This window comes from Actinomadura rubrisoli (assembly GCF_004349215.1).
GTDB classification, from domain to species: domain Bacteria; phylum Actinomycetota; class Actinomycetes; order Streptosporangiales; family Streptosporangiaceae; genus Spirillospora; species Spirillospora rubrisoli.
The window spans coordinates 1-21,051 of sequence record NZ_SMKU01000031.1 but is presented as its reverse complement, the minus strand read 5'-3'; the positions used below and the strand labels follow the sequence as shown (position 1 = coordinate 21,051).

The 21,051-nt window shown below is 70.1% G+C and carries 20 protein-coding genes, 2 tRNA genes and 1 pseudogene; 13 read left to right on the top strand and 10 right to left on the bottom strand.

Annotated elements, in window-relative coordinates:
• Positions 1-64: 64 nt before the first annotated feature.
• Positions 65-147, bottom strand: a tRNA-Leu gene (locus E1298_RS09445).
• A 128-nt stretch (positions 148-275) separates the two neighbouring features.
• Between E1298_RS09445 and E1298_RS09440 the strand changes: the two genes are divergently transcribed.
• The 7 genes from E1298_RS09440 to pknB are packed head-to-tail and all read left to right on the top strand — an operon-like array spanning position 276 to position 9,633.
• On the top strand, positions 276-1,031 hold the full coding sequence (locus tag E1298_RS09440) for an FhaA domain-containing protein (RefSeq protein ID WP_067451055.1): 756 nt from the start codon (positions 276-278) through the stop codon (positions 1,029-1,031).
• Between the two features lie 11 nt (positions 1,032-1,042).
• The gene (locus E1298_RS09435; RefSeq protein ID WP_131891243.1) at positions 1,043-1,552 is read left to right on the top strand and encodes an FHA domain-containing protein FhaB/FipA; all 510 of its coding nucleotides are present in this window, start codon (positions 1,043-1,045) and stop codon (positions 1,550-1,552) included.
• On the top strand, positions 1,549-3,132 hold the full coding sequence (locus tag E1298_RS09430) for a PP2C family protein-serine/threonine phosphatase (RefSeq protein WP_131891240.1): 1,584 nt from the start codon (positions 1,549-1,551) through the stop codon (positions 3,130-3,132). The genes E1298_RS09435 and E1298_RS09430 overlap by 4 nt, the downstream gene beginning before the upstream one ends.
• Positions 3,129-4,775 (top strand): FtsW/RodA/SpoVE family cell cycle protein, encoded by a 1,647-nt coding sequence (locus tag E1298_RS09425; RefSeq protein WP_131891237.1) that lies wholly within the window; start codon positions 3,129-3,131, stop codon positions 4,773-4,775. Before E1298_RS09430 ends, E1298_RS09425 begins: the two co-directional genes overlap by 4 nt.
• A gap of 10 nt (positions 4,776-4,785) precedes the next feature.
• Positions 4,786-6,267: a peptidoglycan D,D-transpeptidase FtsI family protein gene (locus E1298_RS09420; RefSeq protein WP_131891234.1), complete on the top strand. Its 1,482-nt coding sequence runs from the start codon at positions 4,786-4,788 to the stop codon at positions 6,265-6,267.
• Complete coding sequence (locus tag E1298_RS09415) at positions 6,264-7,799, top strand: serine/threonine-protein kinase (protein ID WP_243725477.1); 1,536 nt, start codon at positions 6,264-6,266, stop codon at positions 7,797-7,799. Before E1298_RS09420 ends, E1298_RS09415 begins: the two co-directional genes overlap by 4 nt.
• Positions 7,800-7,821: 22 nt before the next feature.
• The gene (gene pknB / locus E1298_RS09410; protein ID WP_131891231.1) at positions 7,822-9,633 is read left to right on the top strand and encodes a Stk1 family PASTA domain-containing Ser/Thr kinase; all 1,812 of its coding nucleotides are present in this window, start codon (positions 7,822-7,824) and stop codon (positions 9,631-9,633) included.
• Between the two features lie 307 nt (positions 9,634-9,940).
• Here pknB and E1298_RS09405 read toward each other — a convergent pair whose 3' ends face one another.
• The 4 genes from E1298_RS09405 to E1298_RS09390 all read right to left on the bottom strand — a co-directional run bounded on the left by E1298_RS09405 (position 9,941) and on the right by E1298_RS09390 (position 12,259).
• Complete coding sequence (locus tag E1298_RS09405; RefSeq protein ID WP_131891228.1) at positions 9,941-10,528, bottom strand: anthranilate synthase component II; 588 nt, start codon at positions 10,526-10,528, stop codon at positions 9,941-9,943.
• Between the two features lie 13 nt (positions 10,529-10,541).
• Entirely contained in the window at positions 10,542-10,727 is a 186-nt protein-coding gene (locus E1298_RS09400; RefSeq protein ID WP_131891225.1) for a hypothetical protein, read from the bottom strand.
• 8 nt (positions 10,728-10,735) lie between these two features.
• Positions 10,736-11,371, bottom strand: a complete 636-nt coding sequence (locus tag E1298_RS09395) for a class E sortase (protein WP_243725476.1) — start codon at positions 11,369-11,371, stop codon at positions 10,736-10,738.
• 135 nt (positions 11,372-11,506) lie between these two features.
• A complete protein-coding gene (locus E1298_RS09390; protein WP_131891222.1) occupies positions 11,507-12,259 on the bottom strand; it encodes a DUF881 domain-containing protein in 753 nt (250 codons plus the stop codon).
• 81 nt (positions 12,260-12,340) lie between these two features.
• Between E1298_RS09390 and E1298_RS09385 the strand changes: the two genes are divergently transcribed.
• The gene (locus tag E1298_RS09385) at positions 12,341-12,598 is read left to right on the top strand and encodes a cell division protein CrgA (RefSeq protein ID WP_131891219.1); all 258 of its coding nucleotides are present in this window, start codon (positions 12,341-12,343) and stop codon (positions 12,596-12,598) included.
• A 217-nt stretch (positions 12,599-12,815) separates the two neighbouring features.
• Here the strand turns inward: E1298_RS09385 and E1298_RS09380 are convergent, their stop codons facing one another.
• Positions 12,816-13,709, bottom strand: coding sequence for a rhomboid family intramembrane serine protease (locus tag E1298_RS09380; RefSeq protein WP_131891216.1), 894 nt, complete (start codon positions 13,707-13,709; stop codon positions 12,816-12,818).
• 62 nt (positions 13,710-13,771) lie between these two features.
• A complete protein-coding gene (locus E1298_RS09375) occupies positions 13,772-14,296 on the bottom strand; it encodes a peptidylprolyl isomerase (protein WP_131891214.1) in 525 nt (174 codons plus the stop codon).
• Positions 14,297-14,457: 161 nt separating this feature from the next.
• Here E1298_RS09375 and E1298_RS09370 point away from each other — a divergent pair, with 161 nt between their 5' ends.
• Entirely contained in the window at positions 14,458-14,931 is a 474-nt protein-coding gene (locus E1298_RS09370; protein WP_131891211.1) for a hypothetical protein, read from the top strand.
• A gap of 92 nt (positions 14,932-15,023) precedes the next feature.
• The gene (locus tag E1298_RS09365; protein WP_131891208.1) at positions 15,024-15,800 is read left to right on the top strand and encodes an acyltransferase; all 777 of its coding nucleotides are present in this window, start codon (positions 15,024-15,026) and stop codon (positions 15,798-15,800) included.
• Positions 15,801-15,925: 125 nt separating this feature from the next.
• On the opposite strand, the gene E1298_RS09360 is transcribed toward E1298_RS09365, so the two are convergent.
• Both E1298_RS09360 and E1298_RS09355 read right to left on the bottom strand, forming a co-directional pair.
• Positions 15,926-17,455, bottom strand: coding sequence for a DEAD/DEAH box helicase (locus E1298_RS09360; protein ID WP_243725475.1), 1,530 nt, complete (start codon positions 17,453-17,455; stop codon positions 15,926-15,928).
• A gap of 260 nt (positions 17,456-17,715) precedes the next feature.
• A complete protein-coding gene (locus E1298_RS09355) occupies positions 17,716-18,165 on the bottom strand; it encodes a rhodanese-like domain-containing protein (RefSeq protein ID WP_243725474.1) in 450 nt (149 codons plus the stop codon).
• Positions 18,166-18,265: 100 nt separating this feature from the next.
• On the opposite strand from E1298_RS09355, the pseudogene E1298_RS51530 reads away from it, so the two are divergent.
• From E1298_RS51530 to E1298_RS47950, 3 genes and pseudogenes are all read left to right on the top strand, one after another.
• Positions 18,266-19,233 (top strand): annotated as a pseudogene (locus E1298_RS51530) (helix-turn-helix domain-containing protein).
• A 439-nt stretch (positions 19,234-19,672) separates the two neighbouring features.
• On the top strand, positions 19,673-20,317 hold the full coding sequence (locus tag E1298_RS09345) for a hypothetical protein (RefSeq protein ID WP_131891203.1): 645 nt from the start codon (positions 19,673-19,675) through the stop codon (positions 20,315-20,317).
• A gap of 336 nt (positions 20,318-20,653) precedes the next feature.
• Positions 20,654-20,830, top strand: coding sequence for an integrase (locus E1298_RS47950; RefSeq protein ID WP_165975380.1), 177 nt, complete (start codon positions 20,654-20,656; stop codon positions 20,828-20,830).
• Positions 20,831-20,886: 56 nt separating this feature from the next.
• Here E1298_RS47950 and E1298_RS09340 read toward each other — a convergent pair.
• Positions 20,887-20,962: transfer RNA gene (locus E1298_RS09340), tRNA-Ala, on the bottom strand.
• Between the last annotated feature and the right edge of the window lie 89 nt (positions 20,963-21,051).

Sequence of the window (21,051 nt, the reverse complement as noted above, 5' to 3'; positions counted from 1 at the left end):
GCGCTTGTTGCGTGGGGGCTTGTTCCGTCAGTGTGTGGGGAGGACTTGCGTCACCATCCCTGAGTGGGCGAGGAGGGATTTGAACCCTCACATCCTTTCGGACACACGGACCTGAACCGTGCGCGTCTGCCGTTCCGCCACCCGCCCGAGGGTGTCGCCCCGTTTCCGGGTGCTCGAAAAGGCTAGCACGGGGGCGGCAGTGGTTAGGTATCCAAGTACTTCGAGCGAACCTTCGCACCGATACGATCGTCTACCAGTGAGGAAGGGAGGTGCCCGTGGGCGTCATTCAGCGCTTCGAGCGACGGCTTGAGGGCATGGTCGAAGGAGCCTTCGCCCGGGCCTTCAAGTCCGAGCTCCAGCCGGTCGAGGTGGCCAGCGCTGTGCAGCGCGAGATGGACGATCGGGCGGCGATCGTGGCGCAGGGCCGCACGCTGGTCCCGAACGACTTCGTCGTCGAGATCTCTCAGCAGGACGGGCAGCGGCTGCAGGTGTACGCCGACAGCCTGAGCCAGGAGCTGGCGAACCTCGCGCGCGAGTACGCGAAGGAGCAGGGGTACTCCTTCGTGGGTCCGGTGCGCGTGCGGTTCGAGAACGCGGGCGATCTCGCCACGGGCATGTTCCGTATCAGGTCCGGTGTCATCAGGGGCTCCACCGTCGAGGGCGGGGAGATCCGGCAGCCGGTGAGCGATGTGCCGCAGGGCGGCCGGGGCGGCGCCTTCGGCGGCCATCCGCGGCTGCTGGTGACGACGGCCGTGGAGGGTTCCGACACCACTCAGCGCACGTACGAGATCAACACTCCGGTCACCCTGCTGGGTCGCGGCACCGACTGCGACCTGCGCCTCGTGGATCCGGGCGTGTCCCGGCACCATGCCGAGATCCGCGTAGAAGGTCCCGAAATCGTTCTCGTGGATCTAGGGTCGACCAACGGCTCGTTCGTGAACGGGCAGCCGATCCGGCGGGTCACGCTGGTGGACGGCTCCCGGGTCACGATGGGCCGGACAACCCTTGTGTTCCGCCGCGATAGGGAGTAACCCCGACTCCGATGTCCGAATTCACCCTCACGCTGATCAAGCTGGCGTTCCTCGCGGTTCTCTGGCTCTTCGTCATCGCGGCCGTCGGTGTGATCAGGGCCGACCTGTTCGGTTCGAAGGCGGCCACGAAGGCGGCCAACCGGGCCTCCCAGCCGCCCCGTCCCGCGAAGGCGGCCAAGCAGCCGAAGCCGCCGCGCGCCCAGCAGCAGCCGCGCAGCGCCCAGCACGGCAGTCCGACGAAACTCGTCGTCGTGCAGGGCGAACGCGCCGGCACCGTCATCGACCTCACGGGGGTGCCCATCACCATCGGTCGGGCGAATGACGCCACGCTCGTAGTGACCGACGACTACGCTTCGAGCCGGCATGCCCGACTTTATGCGCAGGACGGTCAGTGGATCGTGGAAGATCTCGGTTCGACCAATGGGACCTATCTCGGACGCACGAAGGTGAGCCGGCCGATGCCCGTGCCGCCGGGCGTACCGGTCCGTATCGGCAAGACCGTGATCGAGCTGCGCAAATGACTCTGGGAATCCGCTACGCCGCGCGCTCCGACGTCGGCATGCTGCGCGAGGGCAACGAGGACTCGGCGTACGCGGGGGCGCACCTGCTCGCGGTGGCCGACGGGATGGGCGGGCATGTCGGCGGCGAGATCGCGAGCGCCGCGGCGATCGAGGCCCTGCGCGGGCTCGACAAGGACCTCCCGGCGACCGAGCTGCTGGCCGCGCTGGAGCACACGGTCAAGTCGGCCAACGACAACCTGCACCGCATCGTGGAGTCCGACCCCGCCCTCCAGGGCATGGGGACGACGCTGACCGCGATGCTGTGGGCGGGCAACCAGGTGGCGCTGGTGCATATCGGGGACTCCCGCGCCTATCTGCTGCGCGACGGCAGCCTGTTCCAGATCACGCACGACCATACGCTGGTGCAGTCGCTGGTGGACGAGGGCCGCATCAGCCCGGACGAGGCGGCCTCGCACCCGCAGCGCTCGCTGCTGCTGCGCGCGCTCGACGGCCGCGGGGAGGTCGACCCCGACCTGTCGCTGCGCGAGGCGAAGGTCGGCGACCGGTACCTGCTGTGCTCGGACGGGCTGTCCGGCGTCGTCACCGCGGAGACGATCTTCCAGGTGCTGACGGACGTGGGCGATCCGGAGCAGGCCGTCCGGCAGCTCATCGACCTGGCCAACCGGGGCGGCGGCCCCGACAACATCACGTGCGTCGTGGCGGACGTCATCGACCTCGACCAGCAGCCGCCGACGGGCGGCCCCGGGCACGCGGTGGGCGCGGCGGCCAACACCGCGCCGCCGCAGCCGCCCGGGAACGGCCCGAACTCGGGTCCGGCCGACACGCCCGCGGGACGGGCTGCGCAGCTGCGCGACACCATGCCCCAGCCGCCGGTCGCGGTGGACGAGATGCCGCCGCCCGCGCCCGCGCCGATGGGCGACCCGATGGCGGGCCCTCCGCCGGGCACCATGCCGCAGGCCGCCGTCCGGGGCGGGCGGGTCCGGCGCGGCGGAGCCCGCAAGTGGATGTGGCTGATGGTCACCGCGGGCGTGGTCGTCGTGGCCGTGGCAGCGGGCGGCTTCGTCATGCTGGAGAACGTCCGGAGCGGCTATTACATCGGGGAGGAGGACGGCAAGGTCGTCCTCTACCGGGGGACGAACGACGAGTTCCCGCTCCTCAGCCTCTCCCGCAAGGCCGCCGCCAAGGACCAGCCGAACCCGCCGATCCTGGTGGCCGACCTGCCTCAGAACGTGCAGCAGGATGTGCGGAACACCTACACGGTCAAAGGCAAGGCGGCGCTCGACCTCCTGAAGGACAAGGTCTGCAAGTACGTCCTCGCGGACGAGGCCGGCAAGGTCGTGATCCTTAAGGGCAGGGGCCAGAAGGACTGCCAGCCGCAGGTCAGGGCCAAGACCAGCGACATCGCCCTGACGGACCTTCCGGGCTCGGACGTCACCGCGGTGTCGAAGGGCGCCCTCTCGTTCATCGGCCAGGCGCCCGCCGAGCAGAAGCTGAAGGAGCTCGGCGTGCGGCGGGACGAGTGCAAGGCGTCCAAGCCCGCCATCCCGGACTGTCCCGCATCCGGGGGGCGACCCAGGTGAACACACTCGGGGAGCAGATCAGGGCGCACCTGCCTTACCAGCGGCGCAACGCGGCCTCGCTGACGCTGCTGGTCTTCGCGATGGTGCTGACGCTGTCGGCGTTCGCGGAGGTCGGGCTGGCCCGCGACGGCAAGATCCCGCCCGGGCTGTTCGGCTACGGCGGCGGCCTGGCCGTGCTCGCCTTCGCCGCCTACTTCGTCCAGGCCAAGTTCGCCTCGTACGCCGACCCGCTGCTGCTGCCGCTGGCGGTGGCGCTGAACGGCCTCGGGCTGGCGATGATCTACCGGCTCGACCTCGACACCAGCCACGACAAGAAGGTCGCGATGAGCAGCGGCAAGAAGCTGCTCAGCGACGCCGCGGACGCGCCCGGCCAGCTGGTGTGGACGTTCGTCGGCATCGGGCTGTTCGTCGCCGCCGTGCTGATCATGCGGGACACCGACAAGACCGACGCCCCGCTGTCGTTCACGCCGAAGACCGCGCAGCGCTACACCTACCTGATCGGCCTCGGCGCGATCATCCTGCTGCTGCTGCCGATCGTGCCGGGCATCGGCGCGGAGATCAACGGCGCCCGCGTCTGGATCAACGTCGGGGGCCTGTCGGTGCAGCCCGGCGAGTTCGCCAAGCTGCTGCTGGTCGTGTTCTTCGCCGGCTACCTGGTCAACAAGCGCCAGGCCATGTCGCTGATCGGCAAGAAGGTCGGCCCGGTCAGCCTGCCGCGCGGCCGCGACCTCGGCCCGATCCTCGTGATCTGGTTCTTCTGCCTGGGCGTGCTGTTCATGCAGAAGGACCTCGGTACGGCGCTGCTGTACTTCGGCCTGTTCGTGTCGATGCTCTACATCGCCACCCAGCGCGTCTCGTGGGTCGTGATCGGCGTCGGCCTGCTGGCGGTGGGCGTGTTCATCGCGACGCTGCTGCCGTTCATGGGCCACGTCAACCAGCGCATCGACATCTGGCAGAACCCGAAGCAGTACTTCGACGGCGGCTGCCTGCTGGACAGCGGCAAGGTCGTCCCGGTCAATCCCGACAGCGACATCTACAAGCAGACCAAGCAGCAACTGCTCCAGAAGGCCGCCGAGTACGAGAAGGCCGGGCAGGTACAGCAGGCCAAGTCCACCAAGCTCATCGCGCCGGGCTTCTATGCCTGCGCGAAGCTCGGCGGGGAGTACTCCGACAGCGCGCAGCTGATGAAGGGGCTGTTCTCGCTCGGCCAGGGAGGGGTGCTCGGCACCGGCCTCGGCCAAGGGGAGCCCTGGCGCACACCGCTGTCGTTCAGCGACTTCATCTTCGACTCGATGGGCGAGGAACTCGGGCTCACCGGCCTGATGGTGCTGCTGCTGATCTACGCGCTGATCGTCCAGCGGGGCATGAAGACCGCGGTGGCCGCGCGCGACCCGTTCCTGAAGCTGTTCGCCGGAGGCGTCTCGTTCGTCCTCGGCCTCCAGGTGTTCGTGATCGTCGGCGGCGTCACCCGGCTGATCCCGCTCACCGGCCTGACGACGCCGTTCCTGTCCCAGGGCGGCTCGTCCCTGATGGCCAACTGGATCCTGATCGCGATCCTGGTCCGGATGAGCCATGACGCGCGCAAGCCCGCCCCCCAGGCGATCCAGGACGAGGGCATGACCCAGATCGTGAGCACGAGGTGAGCTCCTCCCCATGAACATGGACAAGCCGATCCGGCGGGTGGCGATCTTCGGGTTGCTGCTGTTCTTCGGGTTGATGGCACAGGTGAACTACGTCCAGGGCACTCAGGCGGAGTCCCTGCGCAACGACGAGCGCAACAGCCGGCAGTACGCCGAGGTGTTCAACTCGCCGCGCGGGCAGATCTCGGCGGGCGGCGAGGCGCTGGTGACGTCGCAGGCGACCAAGAAGGACAATCCGAAGTACGGCCGCACCTACAAGGACGGGCCGGTCTTCGCGCCGATCACCGGGTACTTCAACGGCAACGCGAGCGGCGTCGAGCGGGCCTACAACTCGCTGCTCGGCGGCAAGGACAAGCGGATCACCCGGCAGCGGTGGTTCGACACGTTCATCGGCAAGAAGGCCGAGGGCGCCAACCTTGAGCTGTCGATCAACCCGCAGGCGCAGCGGACGGCGTACCAGCAGCTGAAGGCGCAGACGCAGGAGGGCCGCCGCGGCGGTGCCGTGGTGATGGACATCAAGACGGGCGCGTTGCAGGTGGCGGCGTCGTGGCCGTCGTTCGACCCGAACGAGGTGGCGCCGCAGACGGGCGACAAGGGCGCGAAGCGGCTGAACGAGCTCGACAACGCGGAGGGCGTCATCAAGCCGCTGGTCGACAACGCGCTGAGCCAGACGTTCCCGCCGGGCTCGTCGTTCAAGGCGGTGACCTCGGCGGTCGGGATGGAGACGCTCAACCTGACGGAGTCGAGCGTCGTCAACACCGGTCAGCTGATCCTGCCGGAGTCGGGCCGTCCGCTGCCGAACTCCCACGACCACGGCAACTGCGGCAGCCAGGCCCCGCTGAAGGGCGCGTTCGCCGAGTCCTGCAACACCTCGTTCGGCAAGATGGCGCTGGATCTCGGCATCCAGCAGCTCAGCGACGGATCCAAGAAGCTCGGGTTCGGCGAGCGCGTCAACATCGAGCCCGACTTCCCCGCCGCCAAGAGCGAGGTGCCCGTGTCCATCCAGGACGCGAGCGGGAAGACCATCCCGACCGGCAAGGACGGGACGGCGCGCTCCGGCATCGGCCAGGAGAACGTGCGGGCCACGCCGCTGCAGATGGCGATGGTCGCGGCGGCGATCGCCAACAACGGCAAGATCATGAACCCGTACGTGGTGCAGAGGGTCCGGGCGAAGGACCAGAGCGAGCTGTACAGCGCCGCACCGAAGCAGTTCGCGCAGGGCATGAAGGCCGACACGGCCGAGCAGCTGCGCGACATGATGCGCGCGGTGGTCACCGTGGGCACCGCGAAGAACCTCCAGGGCCGCAACATCGCCGGTAAGACCGGTACGGCCGAGCAGGGTCCGCCCATCCCGAACTCCCGCTGGTTCGTCGGGTTCGGCCCGGTGGAGAACCCGCGGTACGCCTTCGCCGTCGTCACCGAGGGCCCCAACGACGGCGCGACGAACGCCGGTCCCGTGGCCGCGGCGATCATGGCGCAGGTGTTGAAGAAGTGAGCGCGGGCCTCGTCCTGAACCACCGGTACCGGCTGCTGGAGCGGCTGGCCACCGGGGGGATGGGCGAGGTCTGGCGCGCGTCCGACGAGGCCCTGGGCCGGCAGGTGGCGGTGAAGCTGCTGCGGCTGGAGTGGGGCGCGGACGCCACGGCCCGCTTCCGGTTCGAGTCCGAGGCCCGGTTCGCGGCGGAGCTGCGCCATAACGGGATCGCCCAGGCGTTCGACTTCGGCGAGCAGGACGGCCGCGCGTTCCTGGTGATGGAGCTGGTGCCGGGCGAGCCGCTGGACGAGATCCTCGCGCGCGACGGCGGGCTGCCGGTGGAGGCCGTCCTCGACCTGGTGGTGCAGGCGTGCCGGGCGCTGACGGTGGCGCACGAGGCCGGGGTCGTGCACCGCGACGTGAAGCCGGCCAACCTCATGGTGTCGCCGGACGGCACCCTCAAGATCACCGACTTCGGCATCGCGCGGCGGCTGGCGGCGGCGTCGCAGACCCAGACCGGGATGGTCATGGGGACGGCGCACTACATCTCGCCGGAGCAGGCGTCCGGGCAGCAGATCAGCCCGTCCGCCGACGTGTACTCGCTGGGCGTGGTGGCCTACGAGTGCCTGACCGGCTCCCCGCCGTTCGACGGACGGACGCCGGTGGAGATCGCGTTGAAGCACGTCCGGGACGCGCCTCCCGAGCTGCCCTCGCGGGTTCCGGCGGCGGCGCGCGACCTGATCGCGGAGATGCTGGCCAAGGCCCCGGAGGACCGTCCCGCGGACACCGGGGCCGTCGCCGACCGCGCCTTGGCGATCCGCGCCGCCCTGAGCACGGGCCGTCCGATCCGGGACGCGCGGGGCGCGGCGGCGGACCGGCCGATCGGTGTGAACCCGGTCACCCCCGGGCCGCACGGCCGGGGCGCCTCCGGGGCGCGCGGTCCGATCAGCCCAGGGTCGCGCGGTGCGGCCGCCGCCTCCGCGCGGCATTCCGTCCAGGCTGGCCGGTCGTCCGGTTTGCCGGGATTTGACGCCCACGGAGCGGCGGATAACCTCTCGAACGGGACAGTGACCGGGCAACGGCGCGCGGCGCGGCGACGTCCGGCACGGCGGCGCTCGGCGATGACCTACACCACGGTCGCCGCGGGGCTGCTGCTCGCCGGCGCCCTCGCCGCGGGGCTGTGGAAGGGCTTGGCCTTCGCGAGCTCGGGCCGCGAGCAGCGGGATCCGTCCCGGGCGCCGGCCACGCGTCCGGTCGGCGGCGACATCGACGAGGACCCGGCCGCCGGTCCCGGCACATCGTCCGCGCATCGGACGGGAAGCCCGAGACCGACCGTGACCAGGCGGTACCGGACGGACAGGGTCCGGCCGTCAACGCGGGGGAGCCGCAACGCGTCCCCTACACAGAAGCCGATGAGGAATCCGTCCCGGGCGGCTCCCAGCGCCCCAGATCCGACACCGACACCGACGGCGAGCACCACGACTCCGTCAACTCCGAGCCCGGATCCCGCGCCCACACAGAGCGGGAAGCTAGGTTCGGAGGACAAGGTGTAGACGTACGAGGGAAAGTGCACATATGAGTCAACCTCGGCTGCTCGGCGGCCGCTACGAGCTCGACACGGTGATCGGGCGTGGCGGCATGGCCGAGGTCTACCGTGCCCGAGATCTGCGACTCGATCGCGTGGTCGCGGTCAAGACGCTGCGTTCCGACCTGGCCCGCGACCCCACGTTCCAGGCACGGTTCCGGCGCGAGGCCCAGTCGGCCGCGTCGCTGAACCACCCCTCGGTCATCGCCGTGTACGACACCGGCGAGGACATGATCGGCGACACCTCCATCCCGTACATCGTCATGGAGTACGTGGACGGCAGCACGCTGCGCGACCTTCTCAGGGAGAACCGCGCGCTGATGCCCGACAAGGCGCTGGAGATCACCGACGGCATCCTGCGGGCCCTGGACTACAGCCACCGCGGCGGGATCGTGCACCGCGACATCAAGCCGGCCAACGTGATGCTGACCCGCAACCACGAGGTCAAGGTCATGGACTTCGGCATCGCCCGGGCCATGTCCGACTCGGCCGCGACGATGACGCAGACCGCCCAGGTGATCGGCACCGCCCAGTACCTGTCGCCCGAGCAGGCCCGCGGCGAGCGGGTCGACGCGCGCAGCGACATCTACTCGACCGGTTGCGTCCTGTACGAGCTGCTCACCGGCAAGCCGCCGTTCACCGGCGACTCCCCGGTCGCGATCGCCTACCAGCACGTCCGCGAGGAGCCCGTCCCGCCGTCGCAGGTGGATCCGGAGATCCCGCAGTGGGCGGACGCCATGGTGCTGAAGGCGATGGCCAAGGAGGCCGACCACCGCTACCAGAACGCGAACGAGTTCCGGCAGGAGATCCAGCGCGTCCTCCAGGGGCAGCCGGTGGCCTCGACCGCCGCGTCCACGATGCTGATGGGCGCGCAGCAGCCGCAGGGCACCCAGGTGATGGGGGCCTATCCGCCCGGCGGCGCGGGCCGCACGCAGGTGCAGCGTCCCGACGGCTACGACCTGCCGCCCGTCCGCTACGACGACCAGCCCCCCGAGCGCGGCGGGGCCGGCAAGAAGGCCGCGCTGTGGATCGGCCTCGCCGTCGTGTTCATCGGCGCCGCGGCGATCATCGGCTTCATGATGTCGGGTGGCGGCGGCGACGGCGAGAAGCAGATCGCCGTCCCGCAGTCGATCGTCGGCTCCTCGCAGGAGAAGGCGGAGAAGGAGCTCACCGACCTCGGCCTGAAGGTCGGCGAGTCGAAGACCGACTACGACGACGAGGTCAAGAGCGGCAACGTCATCTCGTCCGACCCCGAGCCCGGCACCAAGCTGGACAAGGGCGCCACGGTGGTCCTGACGGTGTCCAAGGGCAAGAAGCCGCCCACACTGATCACGGTCCCCGACGTGACCGGCAAGCCGTACGGGGCCGCCAAGAGCATCCTGGAGGAGAAGGGCTTCGACGTCGAGAAGAGGGTCGAGACCAGCGACTCGGTCCCGCGTCTCAGCGTCATCAGCACCGACCCGGGCGGCGGCGAGAGGCGGCCCCGGAACACCAAGGTCACCGTCGTCGTGTCGAACGGGCCGAGCAACCTCAAGGTGCCGAACCTGTTCAACAACAGCCAGCGGGCCGCCTGCGCCAAGCTGACGAGCCTCGGACTGAGGTGCAAGGTGCAGATGGGCACGCCGCCGCCGGACAAGCAGGTCACTCCCGGCTTCGTGTACGACCAGCAGCCGGCCCAGGACGCGACGGTGGCGCCCGGTGACCCGGTGACCATCTTCGTGGCGCAGAAGGAGACGGCGCCGCCGAGCACGTCCCCGCCCCCGACCGGGTTCCCCGATTTCCCGAACGGCGACGGCGGCTGATCCGGCGACCGTCCGAGCGACAGGGCCCCGGCCCCCGAAGGAGGGGGACGGGGCCCTGTCGTGTCACGTGGCGGACTGGTGGACGGCTGGACGGCGCTGATGCCGCCGCGCGCCGCGCGCGCGCCGGAGCGGGCGGCTGGGCGGCTCTCGGCCGCCGGGCATGAAAGAGGGCCTCCGCCACTCGGGGGCAATGGCGGAAGCCCTCAATATGGTCTTCGGACCGGGATGCCCCGTCGTTACGGGTTTCAACAGAAATTTTCCCCGGCGCGGTGGCGAACGGCTCGCGGACGCCTCGTCCGAGCGCGGATCACGCAGGTCGAACGGCGGACGCGCATGTCGCGAGCCAGTTGGCCAGCAGCCGGTGCCCTCCGGCCGACAGCACCGACTCGGGGTGGAACTGGACGCCCTCGATGGGCCGGGTCCGGTGCCGCAGCCCCATGACGACCCCGTCCGGCGTCCGGGCGGTGATCTCCAGGACGTCCGGGACGGTGGCGGGCTCGACGGCGAGCGAGTGGTAGCGGGTCGCCGGGAACGGGTCCGGCAGGCCCCGGAACACGCCCGCGCCGTCGTGCCCGATCGGGCTCGTGTACCCGTGGACGATCTCCGGCGCCCGGGACACCGCCGCCCCGTACACCTGGCCGATCACCTGGTGGCCGAGGCACACCCCGAGCAGCGGCACCGCGCGCCGCTCGGCGTCCCGGACGAGGTCGAGGCACACCTCGGAGCCGGCCGGGTGCCCGGGACCGGGGCTCAACAGCACCCCGCCGGCGGACGCGGCGTCGGCGAGCGTGACGTCCGAGCGGTCCTTGACGACGCAGTCGGCGCCGAGCTCCAGCAGGTACTGGACGATGTTGAAGACGAAGCTGTCGTGGTTGTCCACGACGAGAACGCGCATCGGGGCCCTCCGGTCAGCCGGGCTTGGCCGGGCTGGACGGCGTCCCGTCGACGACGCCGTGGTCGAACTGGACCTTGGGCTCCAGCCAGGGGAACACGACGTACCAGAGGACGACGGCGGCCACGACGGCCAGCAGGACGGCGAGGGCGGTCTTGGCCTGCCACGTGCCGGGCAGCCGGCGCCAGATCCATGCGTACACAGGGCCTCCTACTTTCCGGTCGGCGCGGCGGCGCGGGGCTTCTCGGCCACCAGCTCCCCGAAGACGATCATCCGTTCGGCGGCGGAGTACTTCGGGTGGCAGGTGGTGAGCGTGATCAGCTTCTCGGTGGGGGGCCGTTGCGGGTGGAACGGGACGGGGGCGGTCACCTCGACCGCCGACGGCTTCACGATCCGCCGGTCGGTGACCTTGTAGACGTACTGCTCGTCGCGGGTGTCGATGAGGATCCGGTCGCCGGCGCGGAGCTCGCCGAGCCGGTTGAAGGGCGCCGAGTAGGTCGTCCGGTGCCCGGAGACGACGAAGTTGCCGACCTGGCCCGGCAGCGCGCTGCCCGGATAGTGGCCGGGGCCCTTGCGCAGGTCGGCCCGGTCGACGCCCTCGATGACGACATAGTGGTACTCGGCGCCGAACCGCGGGACGCGGATCATCGCGAGCCCCTTGCCGAGGCTCACCTTCTCGGTGGTGACCTTGGGGGCCTGCCAGGTCTTCATGAGCTCGCGGCCGAGGCGGTCCTGCTGCGAGCGGGTGTACTGGCCGGTCCCCCAGAGCTCGTACATGACGAACAGCATCAGGATCACGCCCGCGGTGATGCACAGCTCGCCGAGGCTCCGGATGACCACCCGCACCGTGCGTCCCCCTCCGTTCCGTGTTGAGCATCGTTCCGTTGAGCACCGCTGCCGATCCCGCCTGGCCCGTCGGCCCGCCCCGCCCGCCTGGCCCGACCGGCGGCGGTGCCGCGAGGCCGGTCTGATCGCGGGACGCTAGCCCCCGCCTTCGCCCGGCGGCACCGTCGCGTGGTTCATGGTCACGTTTCCGGTGTAGGCGGGCAAGGTCGCGCGGTCCAGCGTGCGGACCGTGTAGCCGAGCCCGTACGCGCGGACGTACTTCCGGTAGATCCCGATCCCGGGGGAGGCGTCGAGCGCGGCGCGGAGCCGGGCCGGGTCACCGGCGGCGGTGATCCGGAACGGCGGGGAGTACACGACCCCCTGGAGGATCAGGGTATTGCCCACGCACCGCACGGCGCTGGTCGAGATGATCCGCTGGTCCATGATCTGCATCGCCTTGGCGCCGCCCGCCCACAGCGCGTTCACGACGGCCTGGACGTCGCTCTGGTGGACGACGAGGTCGTCCGGACGGACGCCGTGGGGCAGATCGCCGGACTCGGGCAGCGGCGCGTCGTCCAGCGACACGCGTACGGCGGGACCGCTGTGGGGCGTGAATCCGGAGCGGGCGGCGAGCCGGTCGGCCTCTCCCTGGGCCTGCTTGACGCGGGCGTCGTGCCGTCCCGCCTCCCGGGAGATGCCGTCGACCTCGCGGCGCAGCCGCCGGTACTCGTCGCGTTCGCGGTGGCCACGGCGCTGCTCGGCGGTGATCAGCTCGGTGATCCGGGTGCGCCCCTCGTCGCGCAGGCTCGTGCCGCGGGCCGTGCTCGCGCTCGCCGCGAACAGGGTTCCCGCAAGGAGCGTGATAGCTGGGATGATGCTTCCCCACGCTGGACGCCGTACGCTGCTCACCAGCGACTACGCTAACCGACAAAACACCCATGCGCGGACCGGCGCTCCGGCCGCCGGACGCCCGAGGAGAACGATCCCACCGTGGCCAAGTCCAAAGTGCGCAAGAAGGCTGTCTACACACCCCCGCAGAAGTCCAAGGCTCCCGAGGTCAGCCCGCGCTGGCTGGTGCCCACGATGGTGGGGCTCTGGCTGGTCGGCCTGATCTGGATCGCGGTCTTCTACGTGACGGCCAGCACGAACACCGACGTGCCGTTCATGAGCGACCTGCACAACTGGAACCTGGGGATCGGCTTCACCGCCATCATCCTCGGCGTGGTGCTCTCGACCCGCTGGCGCTGACGCGCCTCAGGTCCGCGGGAGCGCGTTACCCGTTTTACGGCGAACGAATCCACGAAAGTTATCCACAGACTGGGGATCCCGCACCCGGGCTTTCCCCAGGTTTTCCACAGGCGCGGGGCCGGAATCGGCCGTCCGGCCGGAGTCGGGCGTCCGCATGCGCTGAGAAGACCCGTGCCCGCGCACCCCTCCGCACCCGCGCACCCCTCCGCACGAGCCGTCAGATGGACGGGCTGAGCTCCGCGGTCTTGACCATCACCAGAACCGCGAGCAGTCCGAACATGACCACGGGCGCCGCGATGTGGACGAGCCGGCGGCGCGCGGCCGGCGCGTACGCGAAGGCCACGGCCAGCGCCGCGCCGACCACCAGGCCGCCGATGTGCCCCTCCCAGGAGATGCCGTCCACGGAGAAGGTGAGCACGAGGTTGATCACCAGCAGGAACACGATCGGCCCGACCTGCCCGCCCAGCTTGCGGCCGATGACGAAGAACGCCCCGAACAGGCCGAAGATGGCGCCGGACGCGCCGACCGCCGAGTTGCCCGGGTCGACCAGGTAGAGCAGCACCGACCCGCCCAGCCCCGCCAGCCCGTACAGCGCCAGGAAGCGCCACCGGCCGAGGACCTGCTCCAGCGCCGGGCCGAGCGCCCACAGCGCCCACATGTTGAACAGGATGTGGGTGATCCCGAACGATCCGCCGCGCTGGTGCAGGAACATCGAGGTGAACAGCCGGTACCACTCGCCCTCGGCGACGCCGACGATCTTCCCGTTGGGCAGCACGCCCTGGCCCACCATCATGAAGTCCGTGATGAAGCGCCAGGACGACAGCTCGGCGAGATAGGCCAGCACGCAGACGCCGATGAGCGAGTACGTGACGACCGGCACCGACGACGACGCCCCGCGGACCCCCAGCGCCGTGTGGGGACGGGCCCGCCGGACGCCCCGGTTGCCCTCGGCCACGCATTCGACGCACTGGTGCCCCACCGCGGCGTCCCGCATGCACTCGGGGCAGATGTAACGGTCGCACCGCGTGCAGCGCACATAGGTCTCCCGCCCCGGGTGCCGGTAGCAGGTCGGCACCGAGGTCTCGGGGGCGGGACTGGATTCTGTGCTCATCTGGGGCTCCGTCGGGGCCGGGGCGAGGTCTCACCCTGGGAGGGGTCTCCCCCAGTAAACGGCTAACGTCGCTCGATCGTCACCGACTCGATGGCGACGTCCTGCTTCGGCCGGTCCCGGGCGTCCGTGGGGACTCTGGAGATCTCGTCAACGATGTTAGTGCCCTCGATGACCTTGCCGAAGATCGTGTGCTTGTTCGTCAGATGCTGCGTGGCGGCGACATTGATGGTGATGAAGAACTGCGAGCCGTTGGTGCCGGGCCCGGCGTTGGCCATGGCCAGCAGGTACGGCTTGTTGAACTTCAGGTCCGGGTGGAACTCGTCCTTGAACTGGTAGCCGGGGCCGCCGGTGCCGGTGCCCAGCGGGTCACCGCCCTGGATCATGAACCCGCTGATGACGCGGTGGAAGATGGTGCCGTTGTACAACGGCGCCTCGGTCTTCTGGCCGGTGTTCGGATCGTGCCAGACGCGGTTCCCCTCCGCCAGTTCGACGAAGTTCGCCACGGTCTCGGGCGCCTGCTCCGGGTAGAGCTGGATCACGATCTTGCCGAGCGACGTGTTGAGCGTCGCGAAGATCTCGTTGGCCACGCTGGCCGCCTCCTCGTGAAGTGGGTGTTCGGGCCGGTCCCGGACATGCACGAATCCCTCACGCTAAGTGATCAAGCGATCGTGTACACAGGGTTTACCCCCGGGTCTTGGGGAAGGGTGCAGAACAGGACCTCGCAAACAGGGAGGTTAGCGTGTCCCTAATGATCAGAATCCGCCGGAAGCCGCAGGAGGAAGTCCTCACGCGGCTCGGCCGCGCTCAGGAGGCGGCTCGCCACGGCGCTGAAGTGTGCCGGCAGAGTGCCTCCGCCGCGGCGGAGCGGATCGGGCCGGTCGCCACCGAGCGCGTCCTGGCCGCCCGCGGCTGGGGTGCTCCCCGGCTCCGGCAGGCGGCCGGGTACGTGGAGACCGGGCTCGCTCCGCGGGTGAGCACCTTTCTCAGTGACGTCGCCCACCGGGTGGAGCCGCCGAAGGCGAACAGGCCCCGGCGCGCCCCGCTCATGGCGATGATGGGAGCGGTGGCGGCGCTCGGGGTGGCGGGCGTGGTGATGACCAGGCGCAGCGCCATGCGCGACATCGCCGGAGACTCCGGTGGACGTGACGGGTCGGCCACCTCGGCCGACTCCATGACGGTCAGCGGTACCGACGCCGATGGCCAGGTACATTCGCCGCACTAGCGGGGCGTGAAACGGAGGGCCCTGCCGTCCTGGCCGGGCCCTCCGCCATGTCCGGTGACGGCGGGTTCCTACCAACCGGTACGGTGAACGCCATGTCGCCGAAACCCCGCTCCATACGGCAGCTTCTGGCCGCCCGGGCCAGGGACCGGGCTCGCCAGGGCGTGCACACGGCCGTGCATCACGCCTGGGAGTGGATCCAGCGCCATGGCGAGATCACCCCGCACACGCCGGGCCGCCGCAAGTTCGCCTACCTGGGCGAGGGCGCCTGCATCGGCTTCCCCGTGGGCTCGATCTACGGCGAGCCGTGGATCTCGATCGGCGACCACACCCTCGTCGGGACGCACGTCACGATCTCCGCCGGTTTCGTCCCCGGGCTCGACCTCGGCCCCGACGTCATCGTCAAGATCGGCGGGAGCTGCTCGATCGGCCGCGGGACGCACATCGTCGGCCACCAGTCCGTCGAGATCGGCGACCACGTCTTCACCGGCCCGAACGTCTACATCACCGACCAGAATCACACCTACGGCGACCTGGACGCGCCCATCGGACGGCAATGGCCGGAGAACAACCCGGTGGTGATCGGCGACGGCTGCTGGATCGGCACCGGCGCGATCGTCCTGCCCGGCACCCGGCTCGGCCGGAACGTCGCGGTCGCGGGCGGCGCCGTCGTGCGCGGCGAGTTCCCCGACCACTCGGTGATCGGCGGCGTCCCCGCCAAGGTCCTGCGCAGCCACGACAAGGAGAACGGCTGGCAGCCGCCGCTGCGCTCCGGCCCCCTCATGTCGCTGGACGAGCTGGCCGCCCTGTCCGTGAACGGCCTGGAGGGCCTGCAGATCCTCCAGGACAAACTCCGCGAGGAAGCCGGCTGACGTCCCCGATGGACCGGAAGGCCATATGAGCAGGCCGCCCGTCCACAGCCCGGAGAATGCCACCATCGCGAACAACGAAGAGCCCTCGTCCTGGGCAACCGGGACGAGGGCTCTTCGTGTATGCGTCAGTTGTAGCGGGCAGGACTGCGGTCGCCGCCCTCGCGGCGCTGGCCGCCGGACCCGTACGAGCCGCCACGACGGTTGCCGTGCGAGCTGCCGCCGGCGCGGGGACCGCTGCCCCCGCGGCGCTCACCGCCGCCGGCGTACGGGCTGTGTCCGCCCTCGCCGCGGGCGTCGGGACGGGAGCCCTCACGCCGCTGGCCGCCGTCCTGGCGGTCGAACGAGCGCGGCCCGCGGCCGCCGCCGCCGAACCCGCGGCCGCCTCCACCGCGGCGGCCGCCGCCCTGACGGCCCCGGCCGCCCTCGCGGCGGGGACGCTCGGGGATGATCGGCTCCGGGATCGGGATGCCGGACGGCTGCCGCGCGCCGGTCAGCTTGACCAGCTCCGCGTCGCCGGAGGACACCTTGACCCGGGGCGCGTTGATGCCGGCCCGGCGCGTCATCGCGGACGTGGCGCGCACCTGGTGCGGCAGGACGAGCGTGACGACGGTGCCGCGCTCGCCGGCCCGCGCCGTCCGTCCCGCGCGGTGCATGTAGTCCTTGCTGTCGGCGGGCGGGTCGACGTGCATGACCAAAGTCACATCGTCCACGTGGATGCCGCGGGCGGCGACGTCGGTCGCGACCAGCACGCTGATCGTGCCCTCGCGGAACTCGGCGAGCGTCCGCGTGCGCAGCCCCTGGCTCTTGCCGCCGTGCAGGCCCGCCGCGCGGACGCCGACCTGGACGAGCTGCTTGGCCAGCCGGTCGACGCCGTGCTTGGTGCGGGCGAACAGGATCGTCCGGCCCTCGCGGTTGGCGATCTCGGCGGTGATCGCGCTCTTCTCCTTGGGCGCCACCAGCAGCAGGTGGTGCTCCATGGTGTCGACGGACTCGTCCACCGGGCCGATGGCGTGGTTCACCGGGTCGTTCAGGTAGCGCTTCACCAGGACGTCGACGTCCTTGTCCAGGGTGGCCGAGAACAGCAGGCGCTGCCCGCCGCGCTTGGCCTGGTCGAGGATGTCGGTGACGTCGGGCAGGAAGCCCATGTCGGCCATGTGGTCGGCCTCGTCCAGCACCGCGATCTCGATGTCGGACAGGTCGCAGGCGCCCTGCCGCATGAGGTCCTTGAGCCGGCCGGGGGTGGCGACCAGGATCTCGACGCCGCGGCGCAGCGCGTCGATCTGCTTGAACATCGAGGTCTGGCCGATAACGGTCTTGAAGTGCAGCCCGAGGCCGCGGCCGAGCGGCTCCAGGTTGGTCTGGACCTGCTGGGCCAGCTCGCGGGTCGGCACGAGGATGAGCGCCAGCGGACGCTTCGGCGCGGCCTTGCGGCCGGCGAGGCGGGCGAGCATCGGCAGCCCGAAGGCGAGCGTCTTGCCGGAGCCGGTCTTGCCGCGGCCGAGCACGTCACGTCCCGCCATCACGTCGGGGATCGCGGCGGTCTGGATGGGGAACGGGGCCTCGATGCCCTGGCGGGCCAGGGCGGACACCAACACCGACGGGAGGCCGAGCTCGGCGAAGGAGGGGACCCGCTCCTCACCCGCGGTCGCGGGCACGTCGGCAGACGGGTTATGAGCAGCAGCAGCTGTGGTCACGCAGTACCTTCCGAGAGGGGGGCACGTCTCGGGAGGCACCACGATGAGATCAGTGGGCTGCAAGGACGAGCCTGGCGCCATTGGGGCGCCGAAGAGTGATTTGTTCAGTCTAACGTCGTCGGGGTACCTCCTTATGCCCCGTCCCGGACGGAACCCTTGGTATCACGCCCCACTTTGGACCGTTTCACCCCCTCACGTTCGCCGGTGTCCGTCGCGGTGGGTCAGCAGGCACACGAGACGCCGCCGGCCGGAGCCGTCAGCGGATCGGGGGAGCGGCGCGTGACCGTCCCGCCACCGGTCTCCACCGCGAAGCCCTCCCGCACCCAGTACTCGAACCCCCCGATCATCTCCTTGACGGGGTAGCCGAGCTCGGCGAACTCCAGCGCCGCCTTCGTCCCGCCGTTGCAACCGGGACCCCAGCAGTAGACGACCACCGTCGCGCCGGACGGGACGACCGTCTCCGCGCGCTCGGCGATCTCCGCGGTCGGCAGGTGGACCGCGCCCGCGACGCGGCCCTGCGCCCAACTCTCGGCGCTCCGCGTGTCCACGATCACAACGCCCCCGGCCCCGGCGTCCAGGTGGGCGGCGACGTCGGAGACGTCCGTCTCGAAGGCCAGCCGGGCGGCGAAGTGCCGTCGCGCCTCATCTGCGGACGCGGCCATCGTGTTCATCTGCTTCTCCTTCGACTACGGCTGCGAACACCTCGATCCTCCGGCTCGATCACCCCGGCTCAAAAGTGGCATGAATGCCTCCGACCGCTAATATCCCGCCATGCGCATCGGTCGCCACACCGTCTCCGTCCTGGCCTTCGACGGCATGGCGCCGTTCGAGCTGGGATCTGTCGTGGAGGTCTTCGGGCTCCCCCGTCCTGAGCTGGACGTCCCCTGGTACGACCTGCGGGTCTGCTCGCTCGAACGCGGCCCGATGCGCACCGTAGGCGGCCTCGCGATGACCGCCGAATACGGCCTGGACACGTTCGCGTCCGCGGACACGGTGATGGTCGTCGCCGCCGACGTCCGGAGCGACCCGCCCGCCGAGGTCATCGCCGCCCTGCGAGACGCCCACACGCGCGGCGCCCGCATCGTGTCCATCTGCTCGGGCGCGTTCGCGCTCGCCGCCGCCGGCCTGCTGGACGGCCGCGAGGCCACCACCCACTGGCAGTACGCGGACCTGCTCCAGCGCCGGTACCCACACGTCCGCGTCACACCGGACGTCCTGTACGTGGACGGCGACGACGTGCTCACCGGCGCCGGCAGCGCCGCCGGTCTCGACATGTGCCTGCACCTCGTCCGCCGCGACCACGGGCCCGCGTCGCCAACGCGGTCGCGCGGCGGCTGGTCGTCCCACCGCACCGCGAGGGCGGGCAGGCGCAGTTCGTGGAGGCCGCCGTGGGCGGTGCCCCACCGGAGGACGACGCGGTCGTGCGCAGCATGACCTGGGCGCTCGCCCACCTAGCGGAACCGATCACGGTGGCCGCCATGGCCCGCGAAGCGCGCGTCGCGCCGCGCACTTTCATCCGGCACTTCAACCGGCAGACCGGCACGAGCCCGCTCCGCTGGGTCATCACCCAGCGGATCATGGCGTCACTTCCCCTCCTGGAGGACGCCGCCATGCCGATCGAGGAGATCGGCGCAGCCGTCGGATTCGAAAGCCCGGTCACCTTCCGGCACCACTTCAGCCGCGCAATGAAGACCTCCCCGTCCGCCTACCGCCGCACCTTCCGCTCCACCGCATCCTGACCGCCCCGCTCAGCCCTGCCGTCCGGCCCCGCCGCATCCAGACGACCATCAAGCTGACCGCGCTGGTCCTTCGCCCGCAAGACGCGCGGCCGGACGATGAGGGACGACCTCTCCTCAGCGCGTTCGAATCCACCGGCTACGCGTTCAACGCGCTCGTCACCGCGTCCCGCACCCACTGGGCGGGCCCCACCGTGATCTCGGCGACCGCACTCCCGTGGCTCCGCACACTCTCGCCCAACCAGGTGCCCACGAAGGTGCGAGCCACGCCATCTGCACCCGTCGCTCCACCACGGAACCGATTGTCCGGGAACTAGCCCCACACGTCACGCAAAGGTAGTGGTAGCCCTACCGGCAGCCACTCCTCAGTCCCACCGACATGCCCGACACAAAGGCACAAGATTACGTTCATCGGCAATTCACCTCCCACAGAGGATTTCCCATGAACGAGACCATCGCCCGGCGCTTCACCGGCATCGCCGGCGCCGCGTCCGCCGCCGCGCTCATCCTTGAAGTCCCGCTGTACTTCGTCTACTCGGACGAACCTCCGGCCTCCAATGTCCTGAGCCGCCTCCTCATCGGTCTTTTCGCCCTCGGCTTCCTCCTCGCCTTCGTGACGGGCTTCCGCGAACTCGTCAAGCGCGTGAATCCCGAATACGAATGGGTGGGCTCACTCGCCTTCGCGGCGGGCCTGGTATACGTGACGGTCACCTTCGTTTCCAGCGGCCTGGAAGCAGGCGCCGTCATCGCCTCAGACCACCCGATCGACCCGACCATCACCGTGGACGGCACGTACATCCTCTACGGATCCATCGGCCGCCTACTGCTGGCATTCTTCCTGACCGCCGTCGGCTACGCCCTCGCCCACACCCGCGCCCTGCCCCGCTGGACGAGCCGCTCGGCCTACGCCCTGGCGCTGATCAACCTGGCCTTCGTCCCGTCCCTCTTCTTCGGCAACACCCCCGCGAACTTCTACGCCGCGAACGGCTGGGGCACGACCGCCTTGATGGGCGCCATTCTCAGCTACTGGATCCTCGCCGTCAGCATCGCCCTGCTCCGAAGCGCCCGCCGCCAGCCCACCGCCTGACCCATACAAGCCAAAAGCCCAGGCCGGAACAAGCTTTCCCGACCTGGGCCCCACACCGTCCAGCTCCAGAATCGCCCCTCACAAACAAACTGGCCGATTCCGAACACAGCAGCCACCAAAAGGGCACAAGCGCCCGCCAAACGCGCGCTCCACAGAACATCAGCCCCAGACCAACCAACAGACCGCAATAATGCTTACTCGTAGAACCAGATCTCCTCAGTCAACGACTCCTCCAGCATTAGCGGGAGACAGTTCTGACCAGCCCCTCTTGCCTGTTCCCTGCGGCCCACGGGCAACACCCTCGCCGCGCAGAGCGGGGCAAGCCTGCGTGACCTCATGGACCGTGTGGGGCACGACAGCGTCCGAGCGGCGATGATCTACCAGCACTCGACCTCGGCGGCGGGACGGGCGATCGCGACCGCGCTCAACGACAAGATCAGGGCAGAGCGGGGCCGCGACGATGACGAGGAGGAGGATGGCGGACTCGGCGGGGTTCTCGTCCCGGTGGCCTAATCGCACGCTAATCGCACGAACGCCCTCATCCGCGATCGGGATGAGGGCGTTTCGGCTGGTGGAGCCTAGGGGATTCGAACCCCTGACACCCGGCTTGCAAAGCCGGTGCTCTACCAACTGAGCTAAGGCCCCTTGGTCTCCTGCTATCTACCTGCGGTTACACCGGTTCAGCGCAACCGGCATCGATCGTACACCGTGGATTCAGTACAGGCTTCCCCGGA